The organism is Mycobacterium neumannii (assembly GCF_048452905.1).
GTDB lineage: Bacteria > Actinomycetota > Actinomycetes > Mycobacteriales > Mycobacteriaceae > Mycobacterium > Mycobacterium neumannii_B.
The window spans coordinates 817,696-832,658 of the sequence record NZ_JBCGVF010000001.1; the positions used below are offsets into that span (position 1 = coordinate 817,696).

Below are 14,963 nucleotides of genomic sequence, written 5' to 3' on the forward strand. Positions count from 1 at the left end.
GTACCTCTGCACCGCGTAGGACTCGGGGACTCTAGTGTCGGCACGCATCACGCCTCTGCGGCTCGAAGCGTTCGAGCAGTTGCCCAAGCATGCCCGTCGCTGCGTGTATTGGGAGGTCGATCCCTCGACCCTCGGGCGGGATGCGACCGGCGCCGCGGTTCCCGGCGTCGACGACCACCTGTCGGATCCCGAATTCGAGAAAGAAGCATGGCTGTCGATGGTCATGCTCGAATGGGGATCGTGCGGTCAGGTCGCGGTGCAGTGTGCCGAGGGCGAGACCGACGACGGACCCGTTCCGCTGCGCGGGGACGAGGCGTGCCTGGGATACGCGTTCTACGCGCCGCCCGGTGCCGTCCCCCGTGCACACCGGTTCCCGACCGCACCCGTCAGCGCCGACGCCGTCCTACTCACGTCGTTGGGTATCGAATCCGGTGAGGACTCCGAGGGATTGTCGCGGGCGCTGATCTCGGCTGTGGTGGGTGATCTTGTTCGCCGCGGCGCCCGTGCGCTCGAAGCGTTCGCGCACACCACCGAAGTCCGCGAGCTCGCCGAACCGGGTGCGGTGACGCCGGCGCTGCGCCCGGTCTTGGAAGTCCTCGGCGACTGCTCGGTCGAACAGTGCGTGCTCGACGCCGACCTACTTCTGGACGCGGGCTTCGTCATTGTCGCCCAGCACCGGTACTTCCCACGACTGCGTCTGGAGTTGGAGCAGGGGTTGGGCTGGAAGGCCGATGTCGAAGCGGCGTTGGAGCGGCTGTTCGAGTTCGCGCAGTTACGCCAGCCGGTCGGTGCGGGTGCGAGTTCGGTGTCTTTGACCGCGATCGGCGGTCAGGACGGGCTGACGCGTCCGGCCTGCTCGACCGAGAGTTCGTGAGCGAGCAGTTCGGCGAACGTGAAAGTCCCTGTGGGACGGTCGTTTTTACCGAGTAGGTAGAGCCGCTTGACGGCGGCGAGCATGCCCTCGGCGATGGCGTCGCGGGCCTGCGAGGACACCAGCATGGCCCGGTCGTGCGGGTTGGTGATGTAGCCGACGTCGACCTGCACCGTGGGCATTCGGGTCAGACGCAACAGGTCCCACGTCCGCCCATGGGTGCGGCAATCGCGTAATCCGGTGCGGGCCACTACTTCTCGTTGGATGAAGTCGGCTAGATTGCGGCCGATGGTGGACACCGAGCCGTGTGAGTTCCCGAAGTGGAACGACGCGACACCGTTGGCGGCGGGGCTGGGCTGGGTGGCGCAGCGCAGGCTGATCATCAGGTCGGCTCCGACGGCGTTCGCGGTCGCGGCGCGTTCGGCGTCCGAGGGGGCACGGTTGGCCGGCCGCGACAGGAACGTCTCCATCCCGATCGCGGTCATCCGCCCCTCAAGCCGACTCGCCAAATCCCACACGATGTCTGACTCGCTGATCGGCCCGCTCGGGCCTTGCATGATCTGACCGTGGTCGTCACCGCCGCGGCCCGGGTCGATGATGATGCGCTTACCCGAGAGCCGGGGACCGGAGCGGCGGACCAGCTCCTCCTCGCGAATCGCATGCGGAGAGCCGCCGGTGACGCGTGATCCCAGAAAGTACAAGGAGCGCAACGTCTCCGGGCCGCAGATCCCGTCGGGGTACAGGCCGTACTCGCGCTGGTACGACATCAACGCGTTGTGCGTGCTCAGACCGAAATGTCCGTCGACGAGGCCGGTGTAGAAGCCGAGGTCTTGGAGTCGGGCCTGCAGTGTGGCGACGTCGTCGCCGAACATCGGGGCACCGAACTGGTGGCTGAGGGTGCGGGCACCAAGCCGGTACGACGCTTCTTTGAGCGCACGATACGTCGCTTCGCCGACGATCCCGTCGACCAGCAGACCTCGATGCTGTTGGAAGGCGCGCACGGCATGGTCGAGTTCGGCGTCGAACAGGTCCAGCGCGATATGCCTGCCGGTGGTGATCTCCTCGTCGGAGTTGTCGAGCATGCCCAGCGCCGTCAATGCAGCCCTGATCTCGGTGACCGCGGACCCGCGGTCACCGCGACGCAGACTGGACATATGCGGCCTTTCAGTCACGGTTGTCAGCTGCGCGAGGGCGCCGACCAAGTTGACGGGCTAGGCACGATTGTCGCAGACGCTTCGCCGATTCAAGAAAACGCCAGGCGGGTGTCCGTGCCCTGGATTGCCGCGCCGGAGGGCCGCTAGAGCACGTCAGAAAGCTCGCGCAGCAGCGCAGCCTTGCCTTTTGCGCCGACGATCCGCTTCACCGGGGAGCCGTCTTTGAACACGATGAGCGTCGGGATCGACACCACCTGAAAATCCCGCGCCGTGACCGGGTTGGCGTCGACGTCGAGCTTGGCAACGGTCAGCGCGCCCGCCTTTTCGGTGGCGATCTCCTCGAGCACCGGGGCGATCATCTTGCAGGGACCGCACCAGGTCGCCCAGAAGTCCACCAGCACCGGTGTGCTGCTGGACAACACGTCCTGAGAGAACGAGTCGTCGGTCACCGCTACCGTGGATCCGGTGGTCTCGGTCATCGGGGTACTCCTATCAGACGGGTGTTTCGATGGTTTCATCGCTTGGGCCAGAACCGATTTCGGCGAGCCAGCGTTCGGCGTCGATGGACGCCGAGCAGCCGGTGCCCGCAGCGGTGATGGCCTGGCGGTAAGTGCGGTCGACGAGATCGCCTGCGGCGAAGACACCTTCGATCGAGGTGCTGGTCGAACCCTGCTGCGTCAGGACGTAACCGTCCTCGTCGAGGTCGACCTGGCCGCGAATCAGATCCGAACGCGGGTCGTGGCCGATCGCGACGAAGACACCGGTGACGGCCAGCTTCGACTCCTCGCCGGTCACCTTGTTACGCAACCGGACTCCGCTGACCTTGGGGCTGCCTTCGATCTCGAGGACGTCGGTGTTGGTCAGGAACGTGATCTTCTCGTTCGCGCGGGCACGATCCAGCATGATCCGCGACGCGCGGAACTCGTCGCGGCGGTGCACCAGGGTGACGCTGCGGGCGAACTTGGTGAGGAAGATCGCCTCTTCCATCGCCGAGTCGCCGCCGCCGACGACGATGATGTCCTCTTCGCGGAAGAAGAACCCGTCACAGGTCGCGCACGTGCTCACGCCCATGCCCATCAAGGCCTCCTCGCCCGGCACGCCGAGGTGCCGGGCCGCAGCGCCCATCGCCAGGATGACCGCGCGGGCCCGGTAGGTGTCGTCGCCGACCGTGACGGTCTTGACTGGACCCTCGAGCGAGACAGCGTCGACATCCTCCATGCGCAGGTCCGCACCGAAGCGCAACGCCTGTTCACGCATCTCGTCCATCAACTCGGGACCGGTGATGCCGTTGCGGAAGCCGGGATAGTTCTCCACCTCGGTGGTGGTCATCAACGCACCGCCGAACTGGACGCCTTCGAACACCAGCGGCTTCAACTGCGCACGCGCCGCGTAGATCGCTGCGGTGTAGCCGGCCGGACCGGATCCGATGATGATCAGATCGTGAACCGTGGATGTGGTGGTCATGAGCGCCTTTCTGCCACTTTCGCGGCACCGGTATAACACCAGCGTAGGCGGTGGTGTTCCCGGAGTTTCCGAACAACCTCGGGGGACAGACTACGGTCGTGCGACCACGGTTTCGGCCAGCAGCCCACCGTGAGCCCCATGGCACGCCGCGTCGACGGCCACCGCGAGGACGTCGGCGTCCGCGCCCGAGGGCAGAAGCAGCACGACAGCCGTACGCCCGGACAGCTCGACCGGGAGCGCCCCGAGGACGGGCGTGGTCCCCGGGTGCCCCAGTCCCTCGAGGCAGGCGGCGCGGCGGCGCGGATCGGACAGCGGCCCGTATTCGGGGGGTGCCGACAGCAGGCCGGCGAGCTGGGGACCGGTCAGCGGGAAGGCGGGCGCACGACGCGGCACGGTGATGTGCTCGGCGGTGGGCCCGGCCTGGGAGAACCGTGGTGCGGGATCGCGCACCACCATCGACGTGCCGATGATGACCCCGGCGGTCACGGCGGCGAGGCCGGTGACCAGCCCGAGAACCTGCATTCGGCGCAGCCGGGGCCGTTCGACGGCGTGATGAGGTTCACCGGCGGCCCGTATCGCGGCACCGATGCGTGCGGTGACGCCCGCGGGCACCTCCGGCGCGGAGTCCTCGTCGTGCGCCAACTCGGCCAGGCCGCGACGCACTCGCTCAACTGCGGGATCCGAGTCGTCGTCCGTTCCGGTCTGCATCGCTAGCCAGTCTCCACCACGACACATAAGACGCGGCGGATGCGCCCGCGGTTCCCCTCAGTCGGTGCGAGCGGGGGTTTCCGCGTCGAAGTACTCGAGTGCCTCGGCCAGCTTGGCCCTGGCGCGGGAGCATCGGCTCTTGACGGTGCCTTCGGGCACGCCGAGCATGCGGGCGGTCTCGGCCACGGAGTAGCCCTGCATGTCGACGGCCACCACCGCGGCGCGCTGTTGGACGGGCAACCGCATCAGGGCCCGCTCGACGACGATCGCGGTGTCCACGCGCGAGGCCGGGTCGCCGATGTGTCCGTCGTCGTCGGACAGCGCTTCGGCAACGCGGGTTTTGTTGCGCCGCAGCCGATCCAGACACGAGTTCACGACGATGCGGTACAGCCAGCTGCTCACCGCCGCGTCGTAGCGGAAGGCGGGCGCCCGCCGGTGCGCCTTGAGCATCGCGTCCTGCAATGCGTCGGCGGCATCGTCGGGATTGCGACTGGTGATGCGCGCGATCCGGTACAGCTGCCGCTGGTGGCGGTAGAACAACTCCTCGAACGCGTAGCGGTCACCGGCGACGTGCGCGGCGAGCAACTCCGCGTCGCTGCGTCCCCCGTCCGGCCCCCCGAAGCTCCCCACAGCCGAACACTAAACGGCTACGCGGGTGCCTCCCGACACATCTTTGGCGGGCTGGGGATGAATCCGGTCAACGCCGACCGTCCGGTCAGGACGCCGACCTGACCGTGACCTCGGCGATGTCCGACCGGCTCTCCCCGTTGACCTGGCCCAGCGTCGACACCCAGACCAGCAGGTTGGAGGTGGGCGAGGCGTTCTCGACCTTGATGGTGTTGGAGCCCGGCTTGAGTTGGGTGGCCGGCGTCAGCACGGTGGTGTCGGCAAGCGAGGACGGTGTCGGTGACTGCGCAGAGCGGATCTCGACGGCCGTGCCGGTGCTGTTGAGGTCGATGTCGACCTCGCCGACCGTGGTGGACTGCGGCAGCTGCAGCATCAGCCCAACCCCGTTCTTGAAGTTCGGGAACGGCACCGGGTCGGTGTAGGTGTCGATCGGCCAGACCGCGGACTTGTCACCGTCGATCGCCTTGGGCGCATCGGACGGCGCATCGGCCTCACCCTCGGGTGAGAAGACCGTCACCGCAGTCGGTTTGACGACATTGCCGCTGCCGGTGCTGCCTTCCGCCGACTCTGTGGCGGTCGGGTCGTTGAGCCCGAGCCGGTCGCCGCCCAGGCCGTCGCCGACGTCGCCGAAGATCCGGCTCAGCACCGTCGCCAGCACCACGAGCGCGACCACGACGATGGCGCCGCCGACGCCGAGCCCGATCATCAGGGCCTTGCGGCGCCGCGCCTCGGTCTCCGGGTCGGTAGCGCCGGCGACGCCCGGAGTCACCGAGCGGTCGGCTTCGTCGACCGGGGAGATCAGCTCGGTGCGATCGGCGATCGCCGTCGCTTGCTGGAGCAGGTTCAGCAACGTCGGCGCGCTGCGGATACCGCCGCCTTCCTGGACTGCGCGCGCCGCCGCGGCCGAGATCTGGAACGGGATCTGGCGATCGACCGCGCGCGGTTCGATCGGTTGTCCGGCCGAGTCGAGGTCGGCGGGGGCCAGGCCGCTGCGCACACCGTGCTCGGGCAGTGGCCACCGGTTGATCAGCAGGGCGTACAGCGCCGCCCCGATCCCGCGGATGTCGTCCTCGGGCGTCGCGTCGGGCAGCGTCGCCGGGAAGGCCAGCGCGACGTCACCCTCGATGCTGACCCGGACCCGCCCCGGGTGATCGAGCGAGAGCGCGACCCCGGCCCGGTGGGCGGCCTCGGCGGCGGCCGCCAGCGACTGCATCGCCCTGGCGCCGCCGATCGGGGACGGCGACGTGTCGGCGACCTCGGTCAACGAGCCGCCTCGGATCCACTCCGACACGACCAGTCCACCGGATCCGGTGTTGACCACGTCGAGCACCCTCGCGATGCCGGGCATGTCGATGCTGCTGAGCTTGCGGGTGCGGGTCAGGATCTCGCGAAGCGTCTCGTCGGACAGGGTGTTGTCCGGGTCGACGAAGGTGAGCGCCACCTGGCGGTCCAGGGCGGTGTCGAGTGCCTGCCAGAACTGCAATGTCGGCGGGCCGCCGTGGAACACCAGCAGGCGGTAGCGACCGCCGCCGACCATCGCGCCCGGGATGAGGTGGATGTCCTCGTCGGAGGTGGCGGCCTCGATGGCCGGTTCGCGCGGCGGGTCGAACGCGAGGGGCTCGCGGGTGGGATCACCGCCGTAGTCCGAGGGTGGCCGGCCCGATACCGGTAGCCGGGTTGTGCCGTTCTCGGCGGCGAACTCGGTGGTATGACCGGGTTCGGGGACGTCGGGCCGCAGGTCGTCGGCGACGACGTCGGACTGCCCGGTCGGAATCTCCCTGGTCGCGGAATCGGGTGTGGGCGCGGAGCCGCCTGCGGGTTCGTCGCTCACCGCTGGTCCTTTCCGCATCCGGTCCCCGGCAACGGGGGCAGGTGGTCCGCGCCGGACGGCCGGCGGGCGGTGCCGACGCCCTGGTGCGGACGAATTCCTCTGTTCAGGGTACGGGAGAGGGGTGCGCGTCCGTGGCCGGTCGGCGGCCCCGACAGCTACCCCGTCGCCTCGGGTGCCGGGCCGGGCACCAGCGCCGAGTCGGCGCCGGACCGCGTCCACGGCCGCTTGGGCATCCGGGACGCGCGCGCCGAGGAGGACGCCGACGATGACCGGCACCATGACCACGCCGAGCACCACCAGTCGCAGCAGGGAGCCGGCACCGCCCCAGTTTCGGGTCAGCGACTCCAGACCGAACAATTTGTCGGCGACCTGGCCGGCCATCGCCGCGAGCAGCGAGGCGGCGATCGTGACCAGCACCGAACGCACGACTTGCAGGTTGATGAGCCGACCGCCCGGCGGGTCGAGATTGGCGCGCAGCAGGAAGTAGCCGACCACCGCACCCGCGACGAAGCCCAGGCCGTTGGCCGTTCCGAGGTAGCCGGCGACCAGTTCGGGGTCGTCGGTGAGGTAGGGCGCGATCAGCGACGCGATGATCTTCACGGTCGTGATCACGACGATCAGCAGGATCGGTGTCCACGGTTGTTGTCGCGCGTAGAACACCCGAAGTTGAAGCAGCACAAGCGCATAGGGCACCAGCGTGAACGCCGACAGGGTGATCGCCATACCCAGGTAGTTGGCGTCGACCTCACCGAAATTGCCGTAGGCGAACAGCGCGCTGCCGATCGCGGGTCCGCCGACCGTCATCAGCGCGACGATGGGGATGAGCGTGACCATCGTCAGCCGGGTGGCCAGCGAAAGGTCTGCGAGCACCGCGCGTTGATCGTTGGAGGCGGCGTTGCGGCTCAACCGTGGCATCACGACGGTCAGCACCGTCACCCCGATCATGCCGAACGGCAACTGCAGCACCAGCCACGTGTAGTTGTAGATCGCCGGCCCGGAAGCCGCGGCGCCACTGGCGATTCGGTTGCCGACGATCAACCCGACCTGGCTGATCAACACGTACAGCACCATCGCCGAGGCCATCGCACCGAACTGCTTCATCCGCTCGTCGATGCCCCACAGCGGGCGAAGGCTGATGCGTTCGCGGCGGATCGCGGCCAACAGCACCAGGACCTGCGTCACCGTTCCGAGCGTCATGCCGATGCCGAGCACGAGGAGCTTCGCGTTGCCCATCCGCACGGGGTCGACCGAGAGTTCGCCGGGGACTATGAGATACACGCCGAGCGTCACGATCGCGACGATGTTGTTGCATACCGGCGCCCATGCGGGTGGCCCGAACACATTGCGGGTGTTCAGGATTGCCATGAACACCGACGACAACCCGTAGAACAGCACTTGGGGCAGCAGCAGGTATGCGAACGCGGTGGTGAGGTCGCGGTTGACTTCGGGGTCGCTGCCGAGCATGAGGTTGACGAGCATCGGCGCCGAGGCCACCGACAGCGCGGTGATGATCAGCAGCAGCGTCGTCGTCAGCGTGACCAGGCGCCGGATGAACGCCGTGCCGTTGTCGGGATCGTCGCGCTCAGCGCGCGCCAGCACCGGCACGAAGATCGCGGTGAAGGTCGCCTCGAGCACGAGCGCCGCAATCAAGTTGGGTAGCTGGTAGGCCACCGAGAACGCGCTGGTGAGTGCCGCGCCGAGGATGGTCGCGAGCAGCACGATGCGGGCGAACCCGGTGAGCCGGCTGACCAGCGTCGCGACCGCCATGCCCCACGACCGCGACACCACCGCCGCGTCGGAGAGTTCTTCGCGGCCGGCGCGGCGGCGGGGGGCGGGTCCGCGGCTGAGCCGCGGCGGGCCGTCGCGCCGTGGTGTGCTCGGCGGCGGGGGAGGGAAAGGTGTGTGGCCGGGCCACTTTCGTGGCGGTGCCTGCGGGTGGGGCCGAGGCGGCGGCGCGGGGGTGCTCACTCGGCACCGTCGCGGGTGCCCGAGCCTCTGCGTCCGGCCCGGCTCAAGGTTGTGTCGGTGTCGTCGTCGTAGTGCAGCGCGACCTCGAGCGGGTCGGGACGGTCGAGGTCGGCGGGATCGGGCTGGCCGCGGAAGCGATGCCAGAGCCGACGCCCGGCCAGCAGTACCAGGACGGCGCCCGCCGAGAGCGTGATGAAGAACAGCACCTTGCCGTAGGCGTTCGAGTGCACCGACAGCCGCACCGGTTCCCCGAGCGGCAGACCGTTGACCGTGCGCAGCGCGACGTCGACGGCGACGCGCTGGGTGAAGTGCACCTCGATGGGGACCCGCAGCGGAAGGTAGCCCGGTGGCAGCACGATCTCGCCCATGTCGGTGACCGTCATCCCCGGTGGTGCGTCGACGTCGAGGCGGACCCGTATCGGTACCGGCAGGTCGTTGCGCAACGCCAGCGGTAGCGGGCTGCGTTCGGTCGCCAGCGTGTAGGCCCCGCCCGGGTTGACGATCGTGACCGCTCCGAAGATGTCGTCGACGGTGTGGCCGACCGTCGTGAGTCGTTGTTGCGCAAGGCCGTTGCGGGTGTCGGGCGGCACGGACTGGCTCAGTGCGCGGAGCATGTCCTCGCGCAGCGGGGCGGTGTAGCCGTATCCGGTCAGCCCCGTGCGTTCGTCGGTGGTCAGCGCCGCGGTCAGCCCCCACAACCGCCCGGTGACGGTGGCGATGCCCGACACGACGGCGTCGTCGAAGCGGGCGTCGGGGTCGCCCAGCTCGTCGCTGGGCAGCGGGGACATGTCGTCGGGCGGGACGGCGCTGCCTTCGCCGATCACCGCGGTGAGCGGTCGCGGTTCGGCGAGCCCGGCGTTGATCGCGGTGGCGACCGCCCGGAACATCGCCCGCGCGTCGTCGGGGCCGATGCTCCACGCCATCGGCGGCATCAGGATCTGGGTGCGCGGGGAGACGTCGGGATTGAGGGCGCGCCACAGCACGGCCCCCAGGGCGTCCTGGCGCCGGGCCACCGCCGAATCGTGTTGCAGCGGGATGTCCAGCGACGGGTCCAGATACCCCGGCGCCACGGGGTCGGTGCCCGCGCCGGCGAGCGCCGCGCCGACGGCCGGGTCGAACGGCGCCGCGACGACCTGCGGTGTGTAGCGGACCGGCTCGGTGTCGGCGACGCCGGAGTCCGCGACGTCGGTGCCGTCGTCCGAGCCCGATTCGGCGGCCGCGACGGCCACCGTCTGGCCACCCTGGTCCGACAGCAGACGCACCGCGGGGCCGGTCAGCGGACCGTCGCCGACCAGGCTGGCGCCGCGCACCGAGTTGACCCCCAGAATCTGGTCGACGATGTCGCCCGCGGAGCTGGTCGCTATCCGGCTGAGTCCGGGGTCGCGGACGCGGCGGAGCGCGTCCAGATCGGCTTGCGCATAAATGGTGGAGGCGACGCACATGCCAGTCGCCAGGTTCGTGAGCCGGTTCAGCCACGCCACCGCCGCGTCCTGCCCGGTACCGGGGCGGGTGGGGGTGCCGGACCCCGCGTCGGGTCCGTTGTTGACGACGTAGCCGCCCCTCATCGCGTTGACGGTGACGAGCAGATCAGGGTCGACCGCCAGACATGTCGCAGCGCGCACCCGTCCGTCGGGATCGACCTGGGGGCTGGTGGCGAACTCGACGGCCGACAGGAGCGTGTCGAGGCGCCCGCCCGGTGCCAGCGAGGACGCCAGCTCGTCATCGATGAGCCGTACCGGGGTGGCGCCGCCCGGTGCGCCCGCGGCCAGCCGCGGCCGGTCGGCGATCGGCCACAGCAGCGTCAGCCGGACCGGCTTGGATGTGTCGGGCGCTGAGATCGCCGTGACTGCGTCACCTGACTCGGCGCCCGGGTCGGGTGGGACACCGAGCACCGGCAGCAGGAAGCGGGCGTCGTCGAGGCGGGCGGGCGCGCCGTAGTCGGGGGTGCCGTTGACGTTGACCATCACCGGGTACACGCCGGGCGCGTCGATGCTGAGCGACGGTCGGTCCGCCGACCGCAGGGGATAGGACAGGGTGAACGGAACCTCTTGTCCCCGAGCGAGTTCCGGTGAGAGGGGGACGAACTCGCCGATCGGCTCGTACTGGTCGACGTCGCCGGTGAGGTTGGTGCGCAGGCCGGTCGACGTCCGCACCGCCGCGGCATCCTCCAACCGAACGACCACATCGCGCACCGGCCGGTCGCCGACGTTGAGGACGGCGCCGGCCACCGTGACCACCGGCTCGCTGGTGGTGGTCACCACGTCGGGGGTGACGCGGTCGACGCGGACCTGCAGGAACGGCGTCGAATCGGGTTGGGCGGTGCCCGCCGGCGGCAGGACGAGCGGCAGGGCACTCAGCGCCAGCACGATCAGCGCGGCCAGCGCGCGCGGCAGCGCTGCGGCGGTCACGAGCCCTGTCCGCAACCGTTCGTCCGGCCGGGCTGCATATTCTCCCACTCGTCCCCCTGCCCTTCGGGCGGGCGTCGTCCCCACCGCTCCGCCCCCGGGGACGGTTGGGGGCGTTCGTCGGGACGACGGTTGCGGGTGTGCGAGTGCGTCTGGGGGCGGCGCCGCGGCGATGAGCGGGGCAGGGGCGGCAGCGCGGAGGGGCCGTGGGCGTGCAGCTGGTCGATCAGCTCGCCTGCGACCTCGGCGAGGCGGCGTTCGTCGGCGTAGGCCAGCCGCTTGGGCAGTTCCTTGAGCGGCACCCACGCCACCTCGGTGACTTCGACGTCCTCGTCGGACAGCTCACCGCCGAGGAAACGCATCAGGTAGTGGTGCACGGTCTTGTGGACGCGGCGGCCCTCGGTGACGAACCAGTAGTCGATGCTGCCCAGCGCGGCGAGCACGCTGCCCTGCACGCCGGTCTCCTCGGCGACCTCGCGGACGGCGGTCTGCTCGGCGGTCTCACCCATTTCGATATGGCCCTTGGGCAGCGACCACAGCATGCGCCCGCGCCGGTCGATGCGACCGATCAGCGCGGCGACCTGGCTCTCCTTGGGGCCGTCGATACCGTCGATGACCAGCCCACCCGCCGAGGTTTCGTGGACGGTGCGCAGCCGGTCGGGTGGCCGCCGCGGCCGCGACTTCTTGGACTGCCCGCGCTTGCCGTCCTTGTTCCCGTCGACGACGGCACCGTTCTTCGGTGCGGCGTTGGTGTGGCCGGCCGGTGGCTGCGGAATGGGGCGGCGCTGCGCCGATGGGTCGGGTGCGGCCTCGGGCGGACCTGCCGCGCGTCGGCCACGACGTCGCCCGCGGCGCCGTCGTGGTTTGGCCTGTTCGCCGTCCGACACCCAAGCGATAGTAGTTGCCACGCATATTCGCCCCCGCCGCACTCACCGGTCGTGATAGAGCCGTTGCACATTTGTGTGGCTCCGCGGCCCGGGGGCCGCTTGATCGTCGCCTGACTAGGTTGGATCGTCCGGCTCCTCAACGCGGCCCGGGGGGCGCTTGATCGTCGCCTGACTAGGCTGTCCGAACGTGCCCGCCTCCTCCACCGACGCCGAACTCCTTGCCACCGCGCAAGTGGAGCTGAACCGCCACGGCGCGGTGCTGCGCGAACTCGGCCGGCTGTTCGCCGACGCCGGTCACGAGTTGTATCTCGTCGGCGGCAGTGTCCGTGACGCGCTGCTGGGCCGTGCGCTGACCGACCTCGACTTCACCACTGACGCCCGCCCCGACCGGATGCAGAAGTTGCTGCGGCCGTGGGCCGACTCGCTGTGGGACACCGGCATCGAATTCGGCACTCTCGGCGTCGGCAAGGGCGACGAGCGTCTCGAGATCACCACCTACCGCGCCGACACCTACGACCAGGTGTCCCGCAATCCGGAGGTGCGCTTCGGCGACAACCTCGACGACGACCTGGTGCGGCGCGACTTCACCGCCAACGCGATGGCCGTGCGCATCACCGCCGACGGATCCGCCGGCTTCCACGACCCGCTGAACGGGCTGGCGGCGCTGCGCGCGAAGGTGCTCGACACCCCCGCCGCGCCCGAGGTGTCGTTCGGCGACGACCCGCTGCGCATGCTGCGCGCCGCGCGATTCGTCTCGCAGTTGGAGTTCACCGTCGCACCGCGCGTGATCAGCGCGCTGGTGGAGATGGCGCCGCAGCTGGGACGCATCACCGCCGAGCGGGTGGCCGCCGAACTGGACAAGCTGCTGCTCGGCGCCGACCCGGTCGCGGGCGTCGACCTGATGGTGCAGACCGGGCTGGGCGAGGTGGTGTTGCCCGAGGTGGGCGCGATGCGAATGGCGATCGACGAACACCACCAGCACAAGGACGTCTACTGGCATTCGCTGACCGTCCTGCGGCAGGCGATCGCGCTCGAGGACGACGGACCCGACCTGGTGCTGCGCTGGGCGGCGCTGCTGCACGACATCGGCAAGCCCGCCACCCGCAAGCACGAACCCGACGGCGGGGTGAGCTTTCACCATCACGAGGTGGTCGGCGCGAAGATGGCGCGAAAACGGCTGCGCGCGCTGAAGTACTCCAAGCAGATGGTCGACGACGTATCGCAGCTGGTGTACCTGCACTTGCGGTTCCACGGCTACGGCGGCGGCAAGTGGACGGATTCGGCGGTGCGTCGGTACGTGACCGACGCCGGTCCGCTGCTGCCGCGGCTGCACAAGTTGGTGCGGGCCGACTGCACGACGCGCAACAAGCGTCGCGCGGCCCGGCTCCAGGCCAACTACGACGACCTCGAGCAGCGGATCGCCGAACTCGCCGAGAAGGAGGACCTCGCGCGGGTGCGCCCCGATCTCGACGGCAACGAGATCATGGAGATCCTCGGTATTCCCGCCGGTCCTCAGGTCGGCCAGGCGTGGCAGTACCTCAAGGAGCTGCGCTTGGACCGCGGACCGCTGTCGCGCGACGAGGCCGTCGAGGAACTGCTGGCGTGGTGGAACGCCCGCGGCGGGCAGTAACCACGCGCCGGGTCCGCACATAGGACTCACTCGCCGAGCCCGACGTTTTGGTTGGTTAGCGCGCGCGAATTCGACCATTGCGTCGGTCTCGAGCGAGGCGGAGGCGTGTGGAACCCGCCGCGGCTGCGGTGCGTCCCATAAGTCATGGACTACTGCCTCAGTGACGGCGACGGTTCGGCGACGATCTGGTCCGCGACGCCCGACGTGGATGTCGACGGTGACGGCGCATTCGAAGCGGTCGGGCTCGACTTCGACGGCGACGGTCTGCTCGACGACGCGATGGCCGACCTGGACGACGACGGTATCGCCGAGCGCCTCGTGCGCGACCACGCCGACGCCGCAATGCACTTCACCGACGATGGCAGCGGAACCTGGACGGTCAGCGTCGAGCGCGGGCTGCGCTGGTTCGGTCTCGACGGGGTCGAGCAGTTCGGTGGGCCGATGGTCGACCTCGATGCCGACGGCGACGTCGACGACCGCCTAATGGACGCCGACGCAAACGGGCTCGCCGACCGCGCGCTCGCCGGTGAGAACGCCTACGTCGACGCCGACGCCGACGGCAAGTGGGACATCAAGCTGACCGACAGTGACGGCGACGGCCGCGCCGATTCGGCCGTCGATTTGTGAAGCGCGTTAGCCGCGGCCGGACCCTGGCGGGCCGGCGAACGCCTGCGCGATGCCCAGCCACTGTTCGGCGTCGTCGCCGACGGCGCGCACGTCGAGTTCCGAACGTGGGCGCCGCTGGGTCACGAGCATGCAGAAGTCCTCCGCCGTACCGGTGACTCGCTGGTCCGCGTCCTCCGGCCCCCACGACCACGTCGACCCGTCCGGTGCGCGCAACTCGACGCGGAACGGTTCGGCAGGCGGCTGTCGACCGTTGACCACGAACGCGAAGTCGCGGGTGCGCACACCGATGTGGGCGATCGAGCGCAGCCGCGCTGTGGGCGGCCTGCGCGCACCGAGGGCGTCGGCGACGTCGAGTCCGTGGGCCCACGTCTCCATCAGCCGCGCGGTCGCCATCGACGCGGCGCTCATCGGCGGGCCGAACCAGGGCAGCTTGCGACCCTCGGCGACGGTCAGCAGTTCGTCGTGCAACCGGGACCGGGTCGTGCGCCACTCGGCAAGCAGGTCCGGAGGCGGCAGGGCGGCCACCTCCTCGGCGCCCGCGTCGACGAAGCCGGTCGGGTTCTTGCCCGCCTCTTCGAGCAGGCCGGCGAACGCGGCCTCGTCGGTGACGGCGGTCAACGCGACGCGGTCGGTCCACAGCAGATGCGCGATCTGGTGAGCGATCGTCCAGCCTTCCGCCGGCGTGGGTTCGGCCCACCGCGCGGCGGGAAGATCGGCCACGATGGCATCGAGTTCGTCGCTCTCGGCGCGCAGGTCGGCCACCATCGGCGCGGCACCAGCCATGCCGGTCA

General features: G+C 69.8%; 12 protein-coding genes. 3 read left to right on the forward strand and 9 right to left on the reverse strand.

The window, feature by feature from the left end:
- Positions 1-34: 34 nt before the first annotated feature.
- Entirely contained in the window at positions 35-874 is an 840-nt protein-coding gene (locus tag AAHH99_RS04015) for an acetyltransferase (protein ID WP_418767470.1), read from the forward strand.
- Here the strand turns inward: AAHH99_RS04015 and AAHH99_RS04020 are convergent.
- The 8 genes from AAHH99_RS04020 to AAHH99_RS04055 form a co-directional block, all read right to left on the reverse strand.
- Positions 829-2,025 (reverse strand): N-acetylmuramoyl-L-alanine amidase, encoded by a 1,197-nt coding sequence (locus tag AAHH99_RS04020; protein ID WP_418767596.1) that lies wholly within the window; start codon positions 2,023-2,025, stop codon positions 829-831. The genes AAHH99_RS04015 and AAHH99_RS04020 overlap by 46 nt on opposite strands.
- Positions 2,026-2,168: 143 nt before the next feature.
- Positions 2,169-2,504 (reverse strand): thioredoxin, encoded by a 336-nt coding sequence (trxA, locus tag AAHH99_RS04025; protein ID WP_068201416.1) that lies wholly within the window; start codon positions 2,502-2,504, stop codon positions 2,169-2,171.
- 13 nt (positions 2,505-2,517) lie between these two features.
- Complete coding sequence (gene trxB / locus AAHH99_RS04030) at positions 2,518-3,489, reverse strand: thioredoxin-disulfide reductase (protein WP_418767471.1); 972 nt, start codon at positions 3,487-3,489, stop codon at positions 2,518-2,520.
- Positions 3,490-3,579: 90 nt separating this feature from the next.
- Positions 3,580-4,197: a hypothetical protein gene (locus AAHH99_RS04035; protein ID WP_418767472.1), complete on the reverse strand. Its 618-nt coding sequence runs from the start codon at positions 4,195-4,197 to the stop codon at positions 3,580-3,582.
- A gap of 57 nt (positions 4,198-4,254) precedes the next feature.
- Positions 4,255-4,827, reverse strand: coding sequence for an RNA polymerase sigma factor SigM (gene sigM, locus AAHH99_RS04040; protein ID WP_418767473.1), 573 nt, complete (start codon positions 4,825-4,827; stop codon positions 4,255-4,257).
- An 85-nt stretch (positions 4,828-4,912) separates the two neighbouring features.
- Positions 4,913-8,623 carry a murein biosynthesis integral membrane protein MurJ gene (gene murJ, locus AAHH99_RS04045; RefSeq protein ID WP_418767474.1) on the reverse strand — a complete coding sequence of 1,237 codons (3,711 nt, stop codon included), beginning with the start codon at positions 8,621-8,623 and terminating at the stop codon, positions 4,913-4,915.
- On the reverse strand, positions 8,620-11,031 hold the full coding sequence (locus AAHH99_RS04050; protein WP_418767475.1) for a hypothetical protein: 2,412 nt from the start codon (positions 11,029-11,031) through the stop codon (positions 8,620-8,622). The genes murJ and AAHH99_RS04050 overlap by 4 nt, the downstream gene beginning before the upstream one ends.
- Complete coding sequence (locus AAHH99_RS04055; RefSeq protein WP_418767476.1) at positions 11,028-11,915, reverse strand: NUDIX hydrolase; 888 nt, start codon at positions 11,913-11,915, stop codon at positions 11,028-11,030. Before AAHH99_RS04055 ends, AAHH99_RS04050 begins: the two co-directional genes overlap by 4 nt.
- 187 nt (positions 11,916-12,102) lie before the next feature.
- Here AAHH99_RS04055 and AAHH99_RS04060 point away from each other — a divergent pair, with 187 nt between their 5' ends.
- On the forward strand, positions 12,103-13,545 hold the full coding sequence (locus AAHH99_RS04060; protein WP_418767477.1) for a CCA tRNA nucleotidyltransferase: 1,443 nt from the start codon (positions 12,103-12,105) through the stop codon (positions 13,543-13,545).
- Between the two features lie 144 nt (positions 13,546-13,689).
- Positions 13,690-14,172, forward strand: coding sequence for a pullulanase (locus tag AAHH99_RS04065; protein ID WP_418767478.1), 483 nt, complete (start codon positions 13,690-13,692; stop codon positions 14,170-14,172).
- Between the two features lie 6 nt (positions 14,173-14,178).
- Here AAHH99_RS04065 and AAHH99_RS04070 read toward each other — a convergent pair whose 3' ends face one another.
- Entirely contained in the window at positions 14,179-14,955 is a 777-nt protein-coding gene (locus AAHH99_RS04070; protein WP_418767479.1) for a TIGR03084 family metal-binding protein, read from the reverse strand.
- Positions 14,956-14,963: the final 8 nt, after the last annotated feature.

Excerpts from the sequence above, each read along its gene's own strand:
- AAHH99_RS04020 (WP_418767596.1), bottom strand. The coding sequence starts at position 2,025 with ATGTCCAGTCTGCGTCGCGGTGACCGCGGGTCCGCGGTCACCGAGATC.
- trxB (WP_418767471.1), bottom strand. The coding sequence starts at position 3,489 with ATGACCACCACATCCACGGTTCACGATCTGATCATCATCGGATCCGGT.
- AAHH99_RS04035 (WP_418767472.1), bottom strand. The coding sequence starts at position 4,197 with ATGCAGACCGGAACGGACGACGACTCGGATCCCGCAGTTGAGCGAGTG.
- AAHH99_RS04065 (WP_418767478.1), top strand. The coding sequence starts at position 13,690 with ATGGACTACTGCCTCAGTGACGGCGACGGTTCGGCGACGATCTGGTCC.
- AAHH99_RS04070 (WP_418767479.1), bottom strand. The coding sequence starts at position 14,955 with ATGGCTGGTGCCGCGCCGATGGTGGCCGACCTGCGCGCCGAGAGCGAC.
- trxA (WP_068201416.1), bottom strand. The coding sequence starts at position 2,504 with ATGACCGAGACCACCGGATCCACGGTAGCGGTGACCGACGACTCGTTC.